Below are 22,968 nucleotides of genomic sequence, written 5' to 3' on the forward strand. Positions count from 1 at the left end.
AGAACCGGTGATGGCCGACTCCGAGAACGAGTACGTCGAAGCGCTGCGCAGGTCGCTCAAGGAGGTCGAGCGGCTGCGCGAGCAGAACCAGCGCCTGGTGTCGGCGGCGGCCGAGCCGATCGCCGTCATCGGCATCGGCTGCCGGTTCCCCGGCGGGGTCGCCACGCCCGAGCAGCTGTGGGACCTGGTGGCCGGGGAGCGCGACGCCATCGGCGGTTTCCCGGCCGACCGGGGCTGGGACCTGGAGCGGCTGGGCGGGGACGGCGCGGGCGCGAGCCTCGCCCGCGAGGGCGGTTTCCTCGACGGGATGGCGGAGTTCGACGCGGAGTTCTTCGGGATCTCCCCGCGCGAGGCGGTGGCGATGGACCCGCAGCAGCGGCTGCTGCTGGAGACGGCGTGGGAGGCGCTGGAGCGCGCGGGCATCGACCCGGTCGCGCTGCGCGGCTCGGCGACCGGCGTGTTCACGGGCACCACCGGGCAGGACTACGGCCAGGTGCTCGACGCCTCGGACGAGGACGTGGAGGTGTACTCCACGACGGGGCACGCGGCCTGCGTGCTCTCCGGCAGGCTGTCCTACCTGTTCGGTCTGGAGGGGCCGGCGATCACGGTGGACACCGGTTGCTCCTCCTCGCTGGTGGCGCTGCACCAGGCGGTGCAGGCGCTGCGCGGCGGGGAGTGCTCGCTCGCGCTCAGCGGCGGCGCCTCGGTGATGGCGACGCCGCACGCGTTCGTCTCGTTCACCGCGCAGCACGGCCTGGCGGCCGACGGCCGGTGCAAGCCGTTCTCGGACGCCGCCGACGGCACCGGCTGGGGCGAGGGCGCCGGGGTTCTGGTGCTGGAGCGGTTGTCGGACGCGCGCCGCAACGGGCACCCGGTGCTGGCGGTCGTGCGGGGCTCGGCGATCAACCAGGACGGCGCCTCGAACGGGTTGACGGCGCCGAACGGTCCCGCGCAGCAGCGGGTGATCCGGGCGGCGTTGGAGAACGCCAGGCTGGACACGTCCGATGTGGACGTGGTGGAGGCGCACGGGACTGGTACTTCGTTGGGTGATCCGATCGAGGCGCAGGCGTTGCTGGCGACCTACGGTCAGGGTCGGGACGTGCCGTTGTGGTTGGGTTCGGTGAAGTCGAACTTGGGTCACACGCAGGCGGCGGCGGGTGTCGCGGGTGTGATCAAGATGGTGCTGGCGATGCGGCACGGCGAGCTGCCCCGCACCCTGCACGCCGCGGCCCCGTCGTCCGATGTGGACTGGAGCGCGGGAGCCGTGGCGCTGCTCACCGAGCGCCGGGACTGGCCGGGAACCGGTCGGCCGCGCCGCGCCGGGGTGTCGTCGTTCGGCATCAGCGGCACCAACGCGCACGTGATCGTGGAGCAGGCGCCCGCCGCCCCGGACGCGGAGCGCGCGGCGGAGGTGGAGCCCGGGGTGGTCGCGCTCCCGGTGTCGGCTCGCGGACCGCGGGCGCTGGCCGCGCAGGTGGAGCGGCTCACCGCGCACCTGGCCGAGCACCCCGGTGCGGCACCGGTCGACGTGGCGCTGGCGCTGGCGGAGTCCCGATCGGACTTCGAGCACCGCGCCGTCCTGCTGGCCGGGGCGGACGGGCTCACCGAGCTCGCCTCCGGCGTCGCCGAGGACCGGCCGCCGCTGGCGTTCGCGTTCTCCGGGCAGGGCTCGCAGCGGCTCGGGATGGGGCGCGAGCTGCACGCGCGGTTCCCGGTGTTCGCGGCGGCCTTCGACGCGGTGCTCGCCGAGCTGGACCGGCACCTCGATCGAGCGTTGCGGGAGGTGGTGTGGGGCGAGGACCAGGGCACCCTGTCCGATACCGGGTTCGCCCAGCCCGCGCTGTTCGCGGTGGAGGTGGCGCTGTTCCGGCTCGCGGAGTCCTGGGGCGTGCGCCCCGATTATCTGGTCGGTCACTCGATCGGCGAGATCGCCGCGGCCCACGTGGCCGGGGTGCTGTCGCTGCCGGACGCGGCGGCGCTCGTCGCCGCGCGCGGCCGGTTGATGCGGGCGCTGCCCGCCGGGGGCGGGATGCTCGCGCTGGAGGCGACCGAGGACGAGGTCGCCGGGCTGGTGGGGGACCGGCTCGGCCTCGCCGCGATCAACGGTCCGTCCTCGCTGGTGCTGTCCGGATCCGTCGAGCTGCTCGACGACGTCGAGCGGAGCTGGCGGGAGCGGGGCAGGCGGGCGAAGCGGCTCGCCGTCAGCCACGCCTTCCACTCGCCGCTGATGGACCCGGTTCTCGACGACTTCCGCGCCGTCGTCGCGGGATTGGACCTGCGCGCGCCGGAGATCCCGATCGTCTCCGCGCTCACCGGTGCCGACCCGGCCACCGTCGAGCACTGGGTCCGCCACGTGCGGGAACCCGTCCGCTACGCCGCCGCGCTGGACGCGCTGCGCGCGAGCGGGGTGCGGGCGTTCCTCGAACTCGGCCCCGACGGGGTGCTCTCGGCGCTGCACCGGGAGAACGTGCCCGAGGCGGTCGCGGTCCCCGTGCTGCGCGCGGGGCGGGACGAGGAGCTGACCGCGATCACCGCGCTGGCCGGGTTGCACGTCGCCGGGGTGCCGGTGGACTGGACCGCGCCGCTGGCGGGCACCGGCGCGCGGCGCGTCGAGCTGCCGACCTACCCCTTCCAGCGCAGCCGATTCTGGCCCTCGCGCTCCCGGACCCGCGGCGGTGATGCCCCCGCCGCGGGTCCGGGCACCCACCCCCTCCTGGGGGCGCGGATCGACCTCGCCGGGGGCGAGGAGGTGGTGTTCGGCTCGGTGCTCTCGACCGGCACCCAGCCGTGGCTGGCCGGGCACGTGGTGGGCGGCCGGGTCCTGCTGCCCGGCACCGCGTTCGTGGAACTCGCGATCCGCGCCGCCGACGAGACCGGCTGCGCGCGGGTCGAGGAGCTGGCGCTGGCCGCGCCGCTGGTGCTGGAACCGGAGGCCGCGACGCGCCTGCAGGTGCGCGTCACCGCCGCCGACGCGGACGGTCGCCGCTCGATCGAGGTGCACTCCCGCGCCGAGGAGCTCGCGCCCTGGACGCTGCACGCCACCGGGGTGCTCGGCCCGGACGCCGCCGAGGGCGTCGCGCTCGCGGAGTGGCCGCCCGCGGCGGCGGAAGCCGACGTCACCGGGACCTACGACCGGCTCGCGGAGCTCGGCTTCGACTACGGGCCCGCCTTCCGCGGCCTGCGCCGGGTGTGGTGCGCGGAGGACGTGGTGTTCGCGGAGGTGGCGCTGCCGGAGGGCACCGAACCCGGCGAGTTCGGCCTGCACCCGGCGCTGCTGGACGCGGTGCAGCAGGCGGCCGCGTTCGCCGACCTGGGACCGATCAGCCGGGGCGGGCTGCCGTTCGCCTGGGAGGGCGGCGCGCTGCACGCCTCCGGTGCCTCGACCGTGCGGGCCCGGCTGGCGAAGACCGGTGCGGGCGCGGTGTCGCTGGTGCTGGCCGACGCCGAGGGCGCCCCGGTCGCCACCGTCGATTCGCTGCTGGCGCGCGAGGTTCCCGCGGGGCAGGCCGCGGCGGCCGCCGCCCGCGACGCGCTGTTCCGCCTCGACCACGTCCCGGTGCGGCCGGGCGAGGTCCCGGCGTCGGTCACCGTGCTCGGTTCGGCCGACGCGCTGGCCGCGGCGGGGGTGTCGGTGCGGGAGCTGCCCGGGCTGGGCGCGGTCCGCGCGGACGGCACCGTCCCGGACCGGGTGGTGGTGCCGGTGCGCGGCGGGGACGACGTGGTGCGCTCGGCGCACGAGGTGACCGCCGGAGTGCTCGCGCAGATCCGGGAGTGGCTCTCCCGGGAGGAGTTCGCGGCCTCGCGGCTGGTGTTCCTCACCGCCGACGCCGCCGAGGATCCCGCCGCCGCTGCCGCGCACGGGCTGGTGCGGGTCGCCGAGACCGAGCACCCGGGCCGGTTCGGGGTGCTGCGGCGCGCCGCCGGAGCGAGTCCGCGCGCGGTGGCCACCGCGCTGGGGTCGGCGGAGTCGGACCTGCTGGTGCGCGGCGAGGAGGTGCTGGCCGCGCGGCTCGCCCGCGCCACCCCCGCGGCCGAGCCGAGCACCTGGGACCCGGACGGCACCGTGCTGATCACCGGGGGCACCGGCGGGCTCGGCGCCGCTCTCGCCGAGCACCTGGTGCGCGAGCGCGGAGTGCGGCACCTGCTGCTGCTGAGCCGCCGCGGTCCCGGCGCCGAGGGGGCCCCGGAACTCGCCGCGCGGCTGCGCGAGCTCGGAGCCGCGGTCGCCGTGGTGGCCTGCGACGCCGCTGACCGGGAGGCGCTGGCCGAGGTGCTGGCGGCCGTTCCCGGTGAGCACCCGCTGACGGCGGTGGTGCACGCGGCGGGGGTCGTCGATGACGGTGTGGTGGAGTCGTTGTCGCCGGAGCGGTTGGCCGCGGTGTTGCGGCCGAAGGTGGACGCGGCCTGGCACTTGCACGAGCTCGTGGGGGACGTGTCGGCGTTCGTGCTGTTCTCCTCGGTGGCGGCCACCTTCGGCAGTGCCGGCCAGGGGAACTACGCGGCGGGCAACGCCTTCCTCGACGCCCTCGCGCGACACCGGCGGGCCGCCGGGCTGCCCGCGACCGCGCTGGCCTGGGGCCCGTGGAGCGGTGCGGCCGGGATGACCGGTGCGCTCGCCGAGGCCGACGTGCGGCGCCTGCGGCGCGCCGGGATGCCGCCGCTGGAGCTGGCGCGCGGACTCGCGCTGTTCGACGCCGCCGTCGCCGGGGACGATCCGGCGCCGCTGCCGGTTCGGCTGGACCTCGCCGTGCTGCGTTCCCGGGGGGAGGTGCCGCCGCTGCTGCGCGGCCTGCTCCGCGCGCCCGCGACCCGGGCGGCTGCCGCCGAGGGAGCAGCGGGAGCCGGGGGGCCGATCGCCCGGCTTTCCGGGATGTCCGCGCAGGACCAGCGGGACGCGCTGCTGGAGCTGGTGCGCGCCCGGGTCGCGGCGGTGCTGGGGCACACCGGTGCCTCCGCCGTGCGGGCCGCGCGGCAGTTCCAGGACCTCGGCCTCGACTCGCTCACGGCGGTGGAGCTGCGCAACGGGCTGGGCGCCGATACCGGTCTGCGGCTGCCCGCGACGCTGGTCTTCGACCACCCCACCCCGGCCGCGCTCGCCGGGCACCTGCACGCCGAGTTGTTCGGCGGCGCCGCCGAGGTCCAGGTCAGCGCGCCGGCGCGCTCCGACGCGGACGACCCGGTGGTGATCGTGGGCATGGCCTGCCGCTACCCGGGCGGGGTCGCCTCACCGGAGGACCTGTGGCGGCTGGTGTCCGAGGGCGGCGAGGGCATCGGCGAGTTCCCCACCAACCGCGGCTGGGACCTCGACGCGCTGTTCGACCCGGACCCGGACGTGCCCGGCCGCACCCACGTGCGCCGCGGCGGTTTCCTGCACGAGGCACCGGAGTTCGATCCGGGCTTCTTCGAGATGAGCCCGCGCGAGGCGCTGGCGACGGATTCGCAGCAGCGGTTGCTGCTGGAAGTGTCCTGGGAGGCGCTGGAGCGCGCCGGGCTGGACCCGCACGGCCTGCGCGGCAGCCCGACCGGGGTGTTCGCCGGGGTGATGTACAACGACTACGGGACCCTGCTGCCCGGGGCCGAGTTCGAGCCCTACCGGGGCAACGGCAGCGCGCCGAGCGTGGCGTCCGGTCGGGTGTCCTACGCGTTCGGTTTCGAGGGTCCGGCCGTCACCGTCGACACGGCGTGCTCGTCCTCGCTGGTGGCGCTGCACCAGGCGGCGCAGGCGCTGCGCTCCGGGGAGTGCGCGCTCGCCCTGGCGGGCGGCGTGACGGTGATGTCCACGCCCAGCACGTTCGTGGAGTTCTCCCGGCAGCGGGGCCTGTCCCCGGACGGGCGGTGCAAGGCGTTCTCCGATGCCGCCGACGGGGTCGGCTGGTCGGAGGGCGTGGGGATGTTGGTGCTGGAGCGCCGCTCCGACGCGGAGCGGCTCGGGCACGAGATCTTGGCGGTGCTGCGGGGCAGCGCGGTGAACCAGGACGGTGCGTCGAACGGGTTGACGGCGCCGAACGGTCCGTCGCAGCAGCGGGTGATCCGGCAGGCGCTCGCGGCCGCCGGTCTGTCCACGTCGGACGTGGATGCCGTGGAGGCGCACGGCACCGGTACCAGGCTGGGTGATCCGATCGAGGCGCAGGCGCTGCTGGCCACCTACGGGCAGGATCGCGCGGAACCGCTCTGGCTGGGCACGGTCAAGTCGAACATCGGGCACACCCAGGCGGCCGCCGGGGTCGCCGGGGTGATCAAGATGGTGCAGGCGATGCGGCACGGCTCGTTGGCCGCCAGCCCGCACGCGGGCACGCCCTCGCCCGAAGTGGACTGGGAAGCCGGTGCCGTGCGGCTGCTCGCGGACGAACGCCCCTGGCCGGAGGGTGATCACCCGCGCCGCGCCGGGGTGTCCTCCTTCGGCATCAGCGGCACCAACGCCCACGTCATCCTCGAACAGGGCCCGCCGCCCGCCGCCGAGAGCGGTGGTCTCGCCGAGGAAACCGGAGCCGTGTTGCCGTGGGTGCTCTCCGGCCGCACCCCGCAGGCGCTGCGCGCCCAGGCGGCCCGGTTGCTCGGCCACGCGCAGGTCGGCACCACCGCCCGCACCGATCTGGCGTTCTCGCTGGCCACCACACGTTCCGCGTTCGAGCACCGGGCCGTGCTGCTCGGCGCCGACCGGGAGGAGTCGCTGCGCGCGCTGGCCGCGCTCACCACCGGTGAACCCGATCCGCGGATCGTGGACGGCGCCGCCGTTGAGGGCGGGCTCGCGATCCTGTTCTCCGGTCAGGGGGCGCAGCGGCTCGGGATGGGGCGCGAGCTGCACGCGCGGTTCCCGGTGTTCGCGACGGCCTTCGACGCGGCCGTCCGGGAGCTGGACCGGTACCTGGACCGCCCGCTGCGGGACGTGGTGTGGGGCGAGGACGAGGACGTCCTGTCCGGCACCGGGTTCGCCCAGCCCGCGCTGTTCGCCTTCGAGGTCGCGCTGTACCGGCTGCTCGAATCCTGGGGCGTGCGCCCGGACCACCTCGCCGGCCACTCGCTCGGCGAGGTCGTCGCCGCGCACGTCGCGGGGGTGCTCGACCTCGCCGACGCCGCCCGGCTCGTCGGCGCCCGCGCCCGCCTGATGCGGGAGCTGCCCGCCGGGGGCGCCATGATCGCGGTGCGGGCCACCGAGGAGGAGGTGCTGCCGCTGCTCGGCCCGGGGGTGGCGCTCGGTGCGATCAACGCGCCCGGCTCGGTGGTGCTCTCCGGTGAGCGGGAGGCGGTCGAGGAGCTGGCCGCGCGCTTCGCCGCCGACGGCCGCCGGACCACCCGGTTGCGGGTCTCGCACGCCTTCCACTCCCCGCTGGTCGAACCGGTGCTCGCCGAGTTCGCCGAGGCGGTGGCCGGGCTCGACTTCCAGCCGCCGCGGATCCCGATCGTCTCGAACGCCACCGGTGAGCTCGCCGGCCCCGAGATCGCCACCCCCGAGCACTGGGTGTGCCACGTCCGGGCCTGCGTGCGCTTCGCCGACGGGGTGCGCGCGATGAGCGGGCTCGGCGATCGCACCTTCCTGGAGCTCGGCCCGGACGCGGCGCTCACCGGGCTGGTCGCCGACTCGGCCGCCGAGGACGCGGTCGCGGTGCCCGCGCTGCGCCGCGCGGAGTCCGAGGAACGCGCCCTGCTCGCCGCCGTCGCCCGGCTGCACACCCGGGGCGTGCCCTGCGACTGGACCGCGCTGCTGCCCGGTGCTCGCCGCGTCGAGCTGCCCACCTACGCCTTCCAGCACGAGACCCTGTGGCCGAGCCCGGCCACCGGCACGGCCGACCCGCGCTCGCTCGGGGTGCGGGCGGCCGAGCACCCGCTGCTCGGCGGCGCGGTGGAGGTCGCCGACTCCGGTGACGTGCTGCTCACCGGCAGGCTCGCCCGAACCTCGCCGCCCTGGCTCGCCGAGCACGCCGTGCGCGGCGCCGCGCTGCTGCCCGGTACCGCCTTCGTGGAACTGGTCACCCGCGCCGGGGACGAGGTCGGTTGCGACCGGGTCGACCACCTCACCATCGGCGTCCCGCTGGCGCTGCCCGAGTCCGGTGCGGTGCAGCTGCAGGTGCGGCTCGGCGCGGAGGAAGGCGGGCGGCGGCCCGTCGAGGTCTACGCCCGCCCCGAGGGGGACCCCGTGCTGTCCTGGACCCGGCACGCGGTGGGCACCCTCACCGCCGGGGACGCCGTGGCACCTGAGGCGCTGGCGGAGTGGCCGCCCGCCGGTGCGCGACCGGTGGACCTGGCCGGCTGCTACGACGCGCTCAGCGACGCGGGCTTCGACTACGGTCCCGCGTTCCGCGGCCTCACCGCCGCGTGGCGGCGGGAGGAGGAGCTGTTCGCCGAGGTGGAGCTGCCGGAACCGGCGCGCGCTGACGCCGGTTCGTACGGGATGCACCCCGCGCTGGCCGACGCCGCGCTGCACGTCCTCGCCCAGCTCGGCGGCGCGCGGCGCGGACTGCCGTTCACCTGGGACGGCGTCTCGCTGCACGCGGCGGGTGCCAGCTCGCTGCGGGTGCGGATCACGCCCGGGGACGGGGACGCGGTGGCGCTGGCGATCGCCGACGAGACCGGAGCGCCGGTGGCATCGGTGTCCGCGTTGACCCTGCGCGAACCGGCGGAGAGCGCCGCCGCGCCCGCGCACCGGGACGCGCTGTTCCGGTTGGAGTGGACCCCGGTCCGCCCGGGCACCGGAGGCGCGGCCTCGGTCGCGGTGGACGGTTTCGGCCTCGGCGCCGCGCTGCGCCAGGCCGCCGTCCCGGCCGGACCGGGAGTGCTGCTGCGCGCCCTGACGACCGGCGGCGGGGGCCCGGACGCGGCGCACGCGGTGGCCGCCGAGGTCCTCGGCGCGGTGCGGGAGCACCTGGCGGGCGAGGACGGCTCGCGGCTCGTGTTCGTCACCCGCGAGGCCACCACCGGTGGCGATCCGGCGGCGGCCGTCGCCTGGGGTCTGGTGCGCAGCGCCGAGCGCGAGCACCCGGGCCGCTTCGGGCTGCTGGACCTCGACGCGCCCCACCCCGACGCGGAGCTGCTGGCGCAGGCCGTGGCCAGCGGTGAGCCCCAGCTGCGGATGCGCGACGGGGTGCTCGCGGCCACCCGGCTCGCCCGGCTGCCCGAACCCGCCGCCGACGACTGGAATCCGGACGAGCTGGTGCTCATCACCGGTGGGACCGGCGGGCTCGGCGGTGTTGTCGCCCGGCACCTGGTGCGCGAGCGCGGGGTGCGGCGGTTGTTGCTGGTCAGCCGCCGCGGCGGTGAGTCCGACGGCGTGGTCCCGCTGGTCGCGGAGCTCACCGCGATGGGCGCGGAGGTGCTCGTCGCCGCTTGCGACGTGGCCGAGCGGTCGGAGGTCGCGGAGCTGTTGTCCCGGTACGAGGTGGGTGCGGTGGTGCACGCGGCCGGGGTGCTCGATGACGGTGTGGTGGAGTCGTTGTCGCCGGAGCGGTTGGCGGCGGTGTTGCGGCCGAAGGTGGACGCGGCCTGGCACTTGCACGAGCTCGTGGGGGACGTGTCGGCGTTCGTGCTGTTCTCCTCGCTGGCGGGCACGCTGGGTTCGCCCGCGCAGGGCGCCTACGCGGCGGCGAACGCCTTCCTGGACGCGTTGGCCCAGCACCGCCGCGCGGCCGGTCTTCCCGCGGTCTCGCTGGCGTGGGGGCCGTGGGCGGACAGCGGCATGACCGGGGCGCTGACCGCCGCCGACCGGGAGCGGATGGTCCGGTCCGGACTGCCCCCGCTGCCGGTGGAGCAGGGCTTGGCGCTGTTCGACCTGGCGACCGGGGCGGAGGAGGCCGTGGTGGTGCCGGCCCGGCTGGACCTGCCCGCGTGGCGCGAGCGCGGGGAGGTGCCCGCCGTGCTGCGCGGCCTGATCCGCGGCCGCGTCCGCCGCGCCGGAACGGGAGTCTCCCGCGCGCTGGGCGACCGGCTCGCGGCGCTGCCGGAGGCAGAGCGGGCGACCGCGCTGCTGGACCTGGTGCGCGCGCGGGTCGCGGCAGTGCTCGGGCACGCGGGCGCGGCGGAGGTCGAGCCGCAGCGGGCCTTCCAGGAGCTCGGCTTCGACTCGCTGACCGCCGTCGAACTCCGCAACGAGATCAACTCCGCGACGGGCTTGCGACTGCCGGCGACCGCCGTGTTCGACCACCCCAACGCCGAGGCGCTGGCCCGGTTCGTCGCCGGGGAGCTGTTCGGCGCCTCCCCCGAGACCACTCCCGAGGAGATCCTGCCACCGGTCGTGGACGATCCGGTCGTGATCGTGGGCATGGCCTGCCGCTACCCGGGCGGGGTGGCCTCACCGGAGGACCTGTGGCGGCTGGTCGCCGAGGGCGGCGACGCGATCACCGGCTTCCCCGTCGATCGCGGCTGGGACCTCGATGAGCTCTACCACCCGGACCCCGACCACCACGGCACCTCCTGCACCCGGGAGGGCGGTTTCCTGCACGAGGCAGCGGAATTCGATCCCGCGTTCTTCGGGATGAGCCCGCGCGAGGCGTTGGCGACGGATTCGCAGCAGCGGCTGCTGCTGGAGGTCTCCTGGGAGGCGGTGGAGCGCGCGGGGATCGACCCGGTCTCGCTGCGCGGCAGCCGGACCGGGGTGTTCGCCGGGGTGATGTACAACGACTACGGCTCGCTGCTGTCCGGTACCGAGTTCGAGGGCTACCAGGGCCACGGCAGCGCGGGCAGCGTCGCTTCCGGCCGGGTGTCCTACGCGTTCGGTTTCGAGGGTCCGGCCGTCACCGTGGACACGGCCTGCTCCTCCTCGCTGGTCGGGATGCACCTCGCCGCGCAGGCGCTGCGGTCGGGGGAGTGCTCGCTGGCGCTGGCGGGCGGCGTGACGGTGATGTCCACGCCCAGCACGTTCGTGGAGTTCTCCCGCCAGCGCGGGCTCTCCGCCGACGGTCGCTGCCGCTCCTTCGGCGACGCCGCCGACGGGGTCGGCTGGTCCGAGGGCGTGGGCGTGGTGGTGCTGGAGCGGTTGTCCGAGGCTCGTCGGCGCGGGCACGAGGTGCTGGCGGTGCTGCGGGGTTCGGCCGTCAACCAGGACGGTGCGTCGAACGGGTTGACGGCGCCGAACGGCCCGTCGCAGCAGCGGGTGATCCGGCAGGCGCTCGCCTCCGCGGGTTTGTCCACATCGGACGTGGCCGTGGTGGAGGCGCACGGCACCGGCACGGCCCTGGGCGATCCGATCGAGGCGCAGGCGTTGCTGGCGACCTACGGTCAGGACCGGGACGAGCCGCTGTGGCTGGGGTCGGTGAAGTCGAACATCGGGCACGCCCAGGCGGCCGCCGGTGTCGCCGGGGTGATCAAGATGGTGCAGGCCGTCCGGCGCGGCGCGCTGCCGCCGACGCTGCACGCCGACCCGCCGTCCTCGCGGGTGGACTGGGAGCAGGGCGCCGTCGAGCTGCTCACCGAGGAGCGCCCCTGGCCCGAAGTGGCGGGCCCGCGCCGCGCCGGGGTGTCGTCGTTCGGCATCAGCGGCACCAACGCGCACGTCATCCTCGAACAGGCCGAGCCCGCGCCCGCACCGGCCGAGCCGCGCCGCGAGCACGGCACCGTGCCGTGGGTGCTCTCCGGCCGCACCGAGCAGGCCCTGCGGGACCAGGCCGCCCGGCTCGCCGCACACCTGGAGGCGATTCCGGCACCGGACCCGGCCGACGTCGGCCTCTCCCTGGCCACCTGCCGCTCCGGGTTCGAGCACCGCGCCGTCGTGCTCGCCGACGAGCCCGGCGCGACGCTGGAGGCGCTGCGCGCGGTCGCCGAGGGCACCGCCGCGACGGTCCCGCACGGCCGGGTCAGCGGCGGTGGGCTCGCGTTCCTGTTCGCCGGGCAGGGCTCGCAGCGGCTCGGCATGGGCCGTCAACTCGCCGCGCGGTTCCCGGTGTTCGCCGAGGCGCTGGACGAGGCGCTGGCCGCGGTGGACGAGCACCTGGATCGGCCGCTGCGCGCGGTGATGTGGGGCGAGGACGCGGAGGCGCTGCACCGCACGGAGTTCGCCCAGCCCGCCCTGTTCGCCGTGGAGATCGCGCTGTTCCGGTTGGTGAGCTCCTGGGGCGTGCGACCGGACCACCTGGCGGGCCACAGCATCGGCGAGATCACCGCCGCGCACGCCTCCGGCGTGCTCTCGCTGGCCGATGCCGCGACGCTCGTCGTCGCGCGCGGCAGGCTCATGCAGGCGTTGCCGCGGGGCGGAGCGATGAGCGCGCTGCGGGCCGCGGAGGACGAGGTCTCCGCCCTGGTCGAAGGACGAGCGGACATCGGCGTCGCCGCGGTCAACGGGCCCGGATCCGTCGTCGTCTCCGGTACCGAGTCCGCGGTGTCCGAAGTGGAGGCCCACTTCCCCGGCGCCCGGCGGCTGCGGGTCTCGCACGCCTTCCACTCGCCGCTGGTGGACCCGGTGCTCGACGAGTTCCGGACCGTCGCCGAGTCGCTCACCTATCACGAGGCCGCGATCCCGATCGTGTCCTCGGCGACCGGGCGGTCGGAGCGCGAGGCGGTCCGCGACCCCGAGCACTGGGTGCGCCACGTCCGCCGCGCGGTGCGGTTCGCCGACGCCGTGCGCGAGCTCGTCGCGCTGGGCGCGACGACCTTCCTGGACATCGGCCCGGACGGTTCGCTGGCCGCGCTCGCCCAGGGGTCCCTGGACGCGACGGCAGTCGCGATCCCGCTGGTCCGCAAGGACCGCACCGAACCGGACGCGGCGCTGGCCGGGCTCGCCGGGCTGCACGTGCGCGGGGTCGAGCTCGACTGGTCCGCGCTGCTGCCGGGGGCGCGGCGGGTCGAGCTGCCCACCTACGCCTTCCAGCACCGCCGGTTCTGGCCCGTGCCCGCAGCGGGTGCCGGGGACGTGCGGGCCGCCGGGCTGACCTCGGCCGGGCACCCGCTGCTCGGCGCCACCGTGGAGCGCGCTGACGAGGACGGATTCCTGTTCACCAGCAGGCTTTCCGCGCGCACGACGCCCTGGCTGGCCGAGCACGTGGTGGGCGGCCTGGTGCTCGTGCCCGGCACCGCCTTCGCCGAGCTGGTGCTGCGCGCCGGGGACGAGGCGGGCTGCGACCGGATCGAGGAGCTGACGCTGGCCGCCCCGCTGGTGCTGCCCGAGCAGGAGGCCGTGCGCGTGCAGGTGTGGGTCGGCGCCGAGGACGGCGGCCGGCGCGGCGTGGAGGTGTTCTCGCGTCCCGACGGCGCCGAGGGGCGGGACTGGACCCGGCACGCCTCCGGGGCCGTCACCACCGGTTCCGCCGGGTGCCAGGTGCCGTGGCCGCCCCAGGGCCAGCCGGTGGACCTGGACGGCACCTACGAGCGGCTGGCCGAGGCGGGGTTCGATTACGGGCCCGCGTTCCGGGGACTGCGCGCGGCCTGGCGCGGTGGGGACGAGGTCTGCGCCGAGGTCGAGCTGCCGGAGGGAACCGAGGTCGACGGCTTCGGGCTGCACCCGGCGCTGCTCGACGCCGGGGTGCAGGCGGCGGCGCTGCTCGGTGAGCTCCCGGAGGGGGCGCTGCCGTTCAGCTGGCGCGGCCTGTCGCTGCACGCCACCGGTGCCTCGGCGCTGCGGGTGCGGCTCACCCGGCTCGGCCCGGACGAGGTGGCGCTGGCCGCCACCGATCCGGCGGGCGAGCCGGTGGTCTCGGTGGACGCGCTCCGGCTGCGCGCGGCGTCCGCCGAGAGCGCCGCCGAGCGGGACCCGCTGTACCGGGTGACCTGGACCGAGGCCGGGGGCACCGGGGAACCCGGGCCGGTCGCGGTGCTGGGCGACCCCGGTTTCGCCGCCGAGCTGCGCGCGGCCGGGGTGGAGGTCGCGGAGACCGCCGAGCCGGACGCGCTCGACGACCCGGGAGCGCTGGCCGGGTGCCCGCCGGTGGTGCTGGCTCCCGTCGGCGCCGCGGGCGGCGATCCGGTCACCAGCGCGCACGCGCTGCTGGCGGACGTGCTGGAGCTGCTGCGCCGGTGGCAGCGCGCACCGCGCCCGGCCCGCCTGGTGCTGGTGACCCGGCGCGCGGTGGCCCGCGACGGCACCGAGGACGTGCTCGACCTGGCCGCCGCCGCGGCCTGGGGCCTGGTGCGCGCCGCCGAGGCCGAGAACCCGGGCACCTTCGGCCTGGCCGACCTCGACGACGCGGCGGCTTCCCTGCCGCCGCTGGCGGAACCCACCGCCGAACCCCGGGTGCTCCGGGACGGCGTCGCGCACGTCGGCAGGCTGGAGCAGACCCCGGCCGGCCGGGAGCCGGTGCCCTGGGCCGAGTCCGGCAGGGTGCTCATCACCGGTGGCACCGGCGGGCTCGGCGGCGCCGTCGCCCGGCACCTGGCCGTCGAGCACGGGGTGCGGGAGCTCCTGCTGGTCAGCCGCACCGGGCGGGCACCGGAACTCGCCGGGGAGCTGGCCGGCCTGGGGGTTGACGTGCTCGTCGCCGCTTGTGACGTGGCCGAGCGGTCGGAGGTCGCGGAGCTGTTGTCCCGGTACGAGGTGGGTGCGGTGGTGCACGCGGCCGGGGTGCTCGATGACGGTGTGGTGGAGTCGTTGTCGCCGGAGCGGTTGGCGGCGGTGTTGCGGCCGAAGGTGGACGCGGCCTGGCACCTGCACGAACTCGCTGGAGACGTGTCGGCGTTCGTGCTGTTCTCCTCCTTGGCGGGAACCTTCGGCGCGGCGGGACAGGCAAACTACGCCGCCGCGAACGCCTTCCTGGACGCGCTGGCCGCCCACCGCAGCGCGGCGGGTCTGCCCGCGGTGTCGCTGGCCTGGGGGCCGTGGGTCGACTCCGGCGGCATGACCGGCACCCTGGCGGAGGCCGACCGGCGGCGGCTCGCTCGCTCCGGCATCCCGCCGCTGAGCCACGAGCGGGGCCTCGCGCTGTTCGACGGGGCGCTCACCGGGGAGTCCGCGGTGGTGGTGCCCGCCCGCTTCGACTTCGCCGCGCTCCGCGGCCGGACCGAGGTTCCGGAGCTGCTGCGCGGGCTGGTCCGCGCCCCGGCCCGGCGCGCGGTCGCCTCCCGCGCGGGCGCGGCGGGCACCCTGGAGCGGCGCCTCGGCGCGCTGGACGCCGAGGCGCGGCGCGCCCGGGTGCTGGAGCTGGTGCGCGCGCAAGCCGCGGCGGTCCTGGGCCACGCCGGGGCGGCGGAGGTGGATCCGCGGCTGGCCTTCCAGGATCTCGGCTTCGACTCGCTCACGGCGGTGGAGCTGCGCAACCGGCTCGCCGCCGAGACCGGTCTGCGGCTGCCCGCGACGCTCGTCTTCGACCACCCGACGGCCGAGGCGCTGACCGGGCACCTGCTCGCCGAGCTGCTCGGCGAGCGGCCGGAGGCGGTCGCGGCACCGGAGGTGTCCGGTGCGGACGATCCGGTGGTGATCGTGGGCATGGCCTGCCGCTACCCGGGCGGGGTGGCCTCGCCGGAGGACCTGTGGCGGCTGGTGTCCGAGGGCGTGGACGCCATCAGCGGCTTCCCGGAGAACCGGGGCTGGGACGTGGAGGCCCTGTACGACCCGGATCCCGACCACCACGGCACCTCCTGCACCCGGGAGGGCGGTTTCCTGCACGACGCGGCCGAGTTCGATCCCGCGTTCTTCGGGATGAGCCCGCGCGAGGCCGTGACCACCGACCCGCAGCAGCGGCTGCTGCTGGAGACGACGTGGGAGGCGGTGGAACGCGCGGGCATCGACCCGGTCTCGCTGCGCGGCAGCCGGACCGGGGTGTTCGCCGGGGTGATGTACAACGACTACAGCGAGGTGCTCAGCGGCGCCGAGCACGAGGGCTACCAGGGCCACGGCAGCGCGGGCAGCGTGGCCTCCGGCCGGGTGTCCTACACGTTCGGTTTCGAGGGTCCAGCCGTCACCGTTGACACGGCGTGCTCGTCCTCGCTGGTGGCGATGCACTGGGCCGCGCAGGCGCTGCGGTCGGGGGAGTGCTCGCTGGCGCTGGCGGGCGGGGTCTCGGTCATGGCGACCCCGGCGGCGTTCGTCGAGTTCTCCCGGCAGCGGGGCCTGTCCCCGGACGGGCGGTGCAAGGCGTTCTCCGATGCCGCCGACGGGGTCGGCTGGTCGGAGGGCGTGGGGATGTTGGTGCTGGAGCGCCGTTCGGACGCGGAGCGGCTCGGGCACGAGGTGCTGGCGGTGCTGCGCGGGAGCGCGGTGAACCAGGACGGTGCGTCGAACGGGTTGACGGCGCCGAACGGTCCGTCGCAGCAGCGGGTGATCCGGCAGGCGCTGGCGTCGGCTGGTCTGTCCACGTCGGACGTGGATGCCGTGGAGGCGCACGGCACGGGTACCAGGCTGGGTGATCCGATCGAGGCGCAGGCGCTGCTGGCGACCTACGGGCAGGACCGGGAACGACCCCTGCTGCTGGGCTCGGTCAAGTCGAACATCGGGCACACCCAGGCGGCCGCCGGGGTCGCCGGGGTGATCAAGATGGTGCAGGCGATGCGGCACGGCGAGCTGCCCCGCTCGCTGCACGCGGGCAACCCCTCGTCCGAAGTGGACTGGAGCGCCGGGGCGGTGGACCTGCTCGCCGAACCGGCGGCCTGGCCGGACGCCGGGCGGCCCCGCCGCGCCGCCGTGTCCTCCTTCGGCATCAGCGGCACCAACGCGCACACCGTCCTCGAACAGCCGCCCCACCGGCCGGAACCGGAACGCCCGCGCACCGGGGGCCTCGTTCCGCTGGCGCTGTCCGCGAAGACCCCGGAGGCGCTGCGCGCCCAGGCAGACCTGCTGGCCGCCCGGGTCGACGCGGGCGCTGCCCTCGACGACCTCGCCTTCTCGCTCGGCACCGGCCGGGCCGCCTTCGACCACCGGGCGGTCGTGCTCGCCGCCGAGCAGCAGGCGGCGGCCCGCTCGCTGCGCGCCCTGGCGGCGGGGCGTCCCGACCCCGAGGTGCTGGACGGCCAGGTCGCCGGCGGCGGGCTCGCCGTGCTGTTCACCGGCCAGGGCTCCCAGCGGCTCGGCATGGGCCGCGAGCTGCACGCCCGCTTCCCGGACTTCGCCGCCGCCCTGGACGCCGCGTGCGCGGCGCTCGACCCGCACCTGGACCGCCCGCTGCGCGAGGTGATGTGGGGCGAGGACCCGGAGCTGCTGGCCGACACCGGTTACGCCCAGCCCGCGCTGTTCGCGGTGGAGGTGGCGCTGTTCCGGCTGGTGGAGTCCTGGGGCGTGCGCCCGGACCACCTCGCCGGGCACTCCATCGGCGAGCTCACCGCCGCCCACGTCGCCGGATCGCTCGACCTCGCGGACGCGGCCGCCCTGGTCGCCGCGCGGGGACGGCTGATGCGCTCGCTGCCCCCGGGCGGGGCGATGACCGCGCTGGAGGCCACCGAGGAGGAGCTGGTCCCGCTGCTGGCCGGCCGCGAGCGCGAACTCGGGCTGGCCGCCGTCAACGGACCCGCCTCGGTCGTCGTCTCCGGTGTCGCCGAGGCGGTCGAGGAGGTCGCCGCGCACTTCCGCGAGCTCGGCCGCCGCACCACCGGACTGCACGTCTCGCACGCCTTCCACTCCCCGCTGGTGGAGCCGGTGCTGGAGGAGTTCCGCGCCGTCGCCGCCGGACTGGAGCACGCGCCGCCCCGGATCCCGATCCGCTCCACCAGCACCGGGCAGGAGCTCACCGCGCCCGGCGCCGAGCACTGGACCGAGCACGCGCGCGGGACCGTCCGCTTCGCCGACGCGGTGCGGGCGCTGCACGAGCAGGGGGTGTCCGCGTTCCTCGAACTCGGCCCGGACGGCGTGCTCACCGCCCTCGCCCGCGAGTCCGCGCCCGAGGCCGCGCTCGTGCCCGCGCTGCGGGGGGACGCGCCCGAGGAGCCCGCGCTGCTGGCCGCGCTCGCGCGGCTGCACGTGCTCGGTCGGTCCCCGGACTGGCGGGCGCTGCTGCCCGGTGCCCGGCGCGTCGAGCTGCCGACCTACCCGTTCCAGCGCCGCGAGTTCTGGCCGGACGCACCGGTGCGGACCGGCGACGTCACCGCGTCCGGGCTGCGCGCCGCCGGGCACCCGCTGCTCGGCGCCGCCGTGGAGCTCGCCGACGCCGACACCACCGTGTTCACCAGCAGGCTGTCCCGGCGCACCCATCCGTGGCTCGCCGAGCACGTCGTCGGCGGGGTCGCGCTGGTCCCCGGCACGGCGTTGCTGGAGCTGGCGCTGCGGGCGGGGTGGGAGTCGGGCTCCGCGCGCGTCGAGGAGCTGACGCTGGCCGCCCCGCTGGAACTGCCCGCGCGCGGCGGGGTGCAGGTGCAGGTGGTCGCGGCCGCTGCCGACGAGACCGGCCGCCGCACGCTCACCGCGCACGCCCGGCCGGACGGCGACGAGGACTGGACCCTGCACGCCACCGGCGTCCTCGGCACCGGTGGCGCCCCCGAGCCCATCGGGGACCGGCCGCCGGAGGCCGAACCGCTCGACCTGGACGGTTGCTACGAGCGGTTCGCCGACCTCGGCTTCGAGTACGGGCCGGTGTTCCGGGGCCTGCGCGCGGCGTGGCGCCACGGGGACGAGGTGTTCGCCGAGGTCGCGCTGCCCGCCGAGGTCGCCGCCGCCGACTACGGGCTGCACCCGGCGCTGCTGGACGCGGGCCTGCACGCCGCGCTGCTCACCGGCTCCGACGGTGGTGTCCCGTTCGAGTGGACCGGGGTGTCGCTGCACGCCACCGGCGCCGCGGCGCTGCGGGTGCGGTTGCGTCGCACCGGGGAGGACTCGTTGCGGCTCACGGCCACCGATCCCACCGGAGCGCCCGTGCTCACCGCCGACGCGCTGCGCACCCGGGTCCCGCGCACCGGCATCGGCCGCGACGCCCTGTTCCGCGCCGAGCGGCGGCCCGCCGAGGGCGAGGACCTCGCCGAGGTACCGGTGCTCGTCGGCCCGGATCCGTTCGGCCTGGCGGACGTGTTCGCGCAGGACGGCCGGGACGCCGAGATCGCCCCCGGCCTCGCCGAGGTGCCGCGCTCGGCCGCCGACGCGCTGTGCTCGCTGGACGCGGGGCACGAGGCCGCCGACGCGCACGCGCTCACTGGACGGGTGCTGCGGCTGGCGCGGGAGTGGGCGTCCGCCGAACGAGGCGGGAGGCTGGTGTTCGCGATCCGCGAGACCGCCGGGCTGGCCGCCGCGGCCGCCGCCGGACTGGTGCGCACCGCCGCGACCGAGCACCCCGGCCGCTTCGCGCTGCTGGACCTCGGCGACGACCACCCCACCGCGGGTGACCTGCTGCGGGCTCTGGCGGTCGGCGAACCGGAGGTGTCCCTGGTGGGCGGTGCGCCGGTGGTGCCGAGGCTGGTCCGCGCGGCCGCCGCCGACCCGGTCGAGTGGGACGCTGGGGGAACGGTGCTCATCACCGGCGGCACCGGCGGCCTCGGCCGGATCCTCGCCCGCCACCTCGCGAGCCGGGGCGTGCGCCACCTGCTGCTGGCGGGTCGCAGGGGGCCCGAGGCCGAGGGAGCGGCGGAACTGCTCGCCGAGCTCGGCGAGCTGGGCGCCGAGGCGCGGCTGGTCGCCTGCGACGTGGCCGACCGCGCCGCGCTCGACGAGCTGCTGGTCGGAATTCCCGCTCAGCACCCGCTGACCGCCGTGCTGCACGCGGCCGGGGTGCTCGACGACGGCGTGCTGGACTCGCTCACCCCGGAGCGGCTGGACGCCGTGCTGCGGCCGAAGGCCGACGCCGCCTGGAACCTGCACGAGGCCACCCGGGACCGGGACCTCGGGGCGTTCGTGCTGTTCTCCTCGGTCGCCGGGATGTTCGGCGCGGCCGGCCAGGGCGGCTACGCCGCCGCGAACTCCTACCTGGACGCGCTGGCCCGCCACCGCCGCGCCCGCTCGTTGCCCGCGCTCTCGCTGGCCTGGGGCCTCTGGGAGGACGGCATGGCCGGGGAGCTCGGCGAGCGGGAGGCCGATCGGATCCGGCGCTCCGGGATGCCGCCGCTGAGCGAGGAGCTCGGGGTGGCGCTGTTCGACGCGGCCCTGGGGTCGGCCGAACCGGTGCTGGCCCCCGTCCGGCTCGACCTGCCCGCGCTGCGCGCCCAGGAGGAGCTGCCCCCGCTGCTGCGCGGCCTGATCCGCTCGGCGCCCGCCCGCCCGGCCGCCGCCGACGGCCAGGACCTCGCCACCCGGCTCGCCGAGCGCTCCGCACCGCAGCGGCGGGAACTGCTGCTGGAGCTGGTGCGCACGCACGCCGCTCAGGTCCTCGGTCACGCCGACGCGGCGGGCATCGGGGAGGACGGCGAGTTCCAGTCCCTCGGCTTCGACTCGCTCACCGCGGTGGAGTTCCGCAACCGGCTCGGCACCGCCACCGGCCTGCGCCTGCCCGCCACGCTGCTGTTCGACCACCCGACACCCGGGCAGCTGGTGGACCACCTGCTCGGCGAACTCGCGCCCGGGGACGGCGGGCCGGAATCGCTGCTCGCCGAGCTGGACCGGGTGCAGCGCTCGTTCGACGGCCTGGAGGTCGACGAGGAGCTGCACGAGCGGATCGCGGGTCGCATCGAGGTGCTGCGCAGCAAGTGGCAGGCGGTGCGCGGCGGGTCGGGGGAGGACGGCGAGGACTACGACTTCGCCGACGCCACCGACGCGGACATGTTCGACCTGCTCGACAACGAACTCGGTCTCTCCTGACGCGGGGCTCCCGGGAGCCGCTGCCGAAGAGGTCGGAGGCTGTCGGCCACGAGCCGCAGGAGCCTGTGCGGCTGTGCTTGCTGGGGTTCCGCGGAGTGGGTGACGAGCGTTGCCGCGAGCGGCCCGGCGATGTCCTCGGCCGCGATGCCGCCGCGCAGCGAGCCGTCTCGGACACTGCTTCCAGGGAGGCTCCGCGAGCGCGGCGCGCGTGTGATCGTCACCGGGAGGAAGCCGGGCACCCCGCGCGCAGCGCGCGATCTCGACGCCGATCTGGGCGAAGTCCGGTCAGTCGCCGGACCAGCTGGCGACCGTCACCGAGGCGATCGCGGCGGCGATTCCGCTGGGTCGCCTCGGCGAGGCGCGTGAAGCCGTCGCGACGGTGGCGTTCCTGTTCTCCGACGACGCCGACTGCGTCACCGGCGATGACATCGTCGTCGGCGGTGGGGCGGGACTGCGCGCCTGAGGCCGAACCGCGACCGCGGCCACGCTCCACCGGCGCCAGCCCCCGAACGGACGCGAGCGCCCGCCGTTCACAGGGGGCGGCGGAAGCCGCGGACGGCGATGCCGGCGGCGACGATCGCGACGAGGCCGCTCACCAGCAGCGACGGGCCCACCAGGTCGTTGCCGTCGAGGCCGAGGGCGACCGCGCGGGAGGCGTCGACCGCGTAGGTGAGCGGGTTGAGGCGCGCGATGACTTCCAGCCAGTCCGGCAGCTGCTCGATCGGGACGAAGGCGCTGGAGATGAACATGAGCGGGATCATCAGCAGGACGCTGATGTTCTGCATCGGCTCGGTGCTGCGCATGCACGCGCCCATCGCGAGGAAGACCCAGCTCAGCGCGCTGCCGACGCCGAGGGTGAGCAGTGCGGACAGCACCATGCCGGGCAGTCCGCCGGGCGGCGCGTAGTCGAGCAGGACCACCGCCAGCACGAGGATCATCACCAGCTGCACGGCGCTGCGCACCAGGTCGGAGGTGCTGCGGGCCAGCAGCAGCGAGCTCGGCATGATCGGCATCGAGCGCAGCCGCGCCACGATGCCGTTGCGCAGGTCCTCGACCAGGCCCACCCCGGTCTGCGAGGAGGTCTGCACGACGTGGTTGACCAGGATCGCGGGCATCAGGAAGTCGAGGTACTCGGTGCCCGGCGGCAGTCCGCTCGCGAGCGGGATGTTCCCGAAGATCTGGGTGAACACGAACAGCGCCATCATCGGCTGGATCAGCCCCACCAGCACCAGGCCGGGATCGGTGAGGAACGCCCGCATCGAGCGGCCGGTGAGGACGACGACCTGGGTCATCGCGGAACTGCCGTTCCACCGCGCCGCCAGATCCGCGGTCGCCTGGTTCGAGTGGGACATCGCGGTCATGGTCGCTCCACTGCGGTCGGGGGCGGGATCACGCGCTGCGGGCGCGGCGGGCGACGGCCAGGTACACGTCGTCCAGCGTGGGCTCGCCGAAGGCCAGCTCGGCGGCCTCGATGCCGTGCTCGTCGAGCACCCGGATCACCGCGGCCGTGTCCCGCGAGGCGTCGATGGGCGTGATCAGGGCCGTCCCGTCCTGGCCGAGGGAGGGGTCGAAACCCGCGCCCCGCAGGGCGTCCTGGCCGAGCCGGGCGTCGGAGCCGGGTTCGAGCACCACGGTCACGGTGCGCTGGCCGACCTGGGCCTTGAGCTCCTCGGCCGGGCCGGCGGCGACCACCCGGCCGGCGGAGAGCACGGCGATCGAGTCCGCCAGCCGGTCGGCCTCCTCGAGGTACTGGGTGGTGAGCAGCACCGTGGTCCCGTCGGCGACCAGCGCCTCCACGATGTCCCACATGGCCATCCGGCTGGACGGGTCGAGGCCGGTGGTCGGCTCGTCCAGGAAGATCACTTCGGGGTTGCCGACGAGGCTGGCGGCGAGGTCCAGCCGCCGCCGCATCCCGCCGGAGTAGGTGGCGGCCCGCCGCCCGGCGGCACCGGTGAGGTCGAAGGCCTCCAGCAGCTCGCGGGCGCGCCTGCGGGCCCGCGACCCGTCCGCGCCGAGCAGCCGCGCCAGCATCACCAGGTTGTCCCGGCCGCTCATCTGCTCGTCCACCGAGGCGAACTGGCCGGTGAGCCCGATGCGCTTGCGGACCTCCTTGGGGTGGGCGGCGACGTCGAAGCCCGCCACCCGGGCGGTGCCGGTGCTCGCGGGCAGCATCGCGGTCAGGACGTTCACCAGCGTCGTCTTGCCCGCGCCGTTGTGCCCGAGCAGCCCCAGCACGGAGCCCCTCGGCACGGTGAGCGTCACGGACTCCAGCGCCGCCACCGAGCCGAAGGACTTGCCGACTCCGACGGCCTCGATCATCGGCGCGTCCGGGTCCAGGCGGTCTCGGGCGGGCTCGCCGCCGGGAGCGGAAGTCAGCGCGGTCATCGGTGGTTCCCCCACAACTGCGG

4 protein-coding genes are annotated in these 22,968 nt (G+C 76.2%); 2 read left to right on the forward strand and 2 right to left on the reverse strand.

The genetic code is table 11. The features are described 5' to 3' along the window. Window positions 1-10: 10 nt before the first annotated feature. A complete protein-coding gene (locus ACL03H_RS00505) occupies window positions 11-20,560 on the forward strand; it encodes an SDR family NAD(P)-dependent oxidoreductase (RefSeq protein ID WP_412808996.1) in 20,550 nt (6,849 codons plus the stop codon). A gap of 268 nt (window positions 20,561-20,828) precedes the next feature. After that, a complete protein-coding gene (locus ACL03H_RS00510; RefSeq protein WP_412809070.1) occupies window positions 20,829-21,023 on the forward strand; it encodes an SDR family oxidoreductase in 195 nt (64 codons plus the stop codon). Between the two features lie 67 nt (window positions 21,024-21,090). On the opposite strand, the gene ACL03H_RS00515 is transcribed toward ACL03H_RS00510, so the two are convergent. Together ACL03H_RS00515 and ACL03H_RS00520 are read right to left on the reverse strand one after the other, a co-directional pair. Further along, window positions 21,091-21,912, reverse strand: coding sequence for an ABC transporter permease (locus ACL03H_RS00515; protein ID WP_412808997.1), 822 nt, complete (start codon window positions 21,910-21,912; stop codon window positions 21,091-21,093). Between the two features lie 37 nt (window positions 21,913-21,949). Beyond that, complete coding sequence (locus ACL03H_RS00520; protein WP_412808998.1) at window positions 21,950-22,945, reverse strand: ATP-binding cassette domain-containing protein; 996 nt, start codon at window positions 22,943-22,945, stop codon at window positions 21,950-21,952. Window positions 22,946-22,968: the final 23 nt, after the last annotated feature.

This window comes from Saccharopolyspora antibiotica, assembly GCF_047200635.1.
Taxonomy (GTDB): Bacteria; Actinomycetota; Actinomycetes; order Mycobacteriales; family Pseudonocardiaceae; genus Saccharopolyspora_C.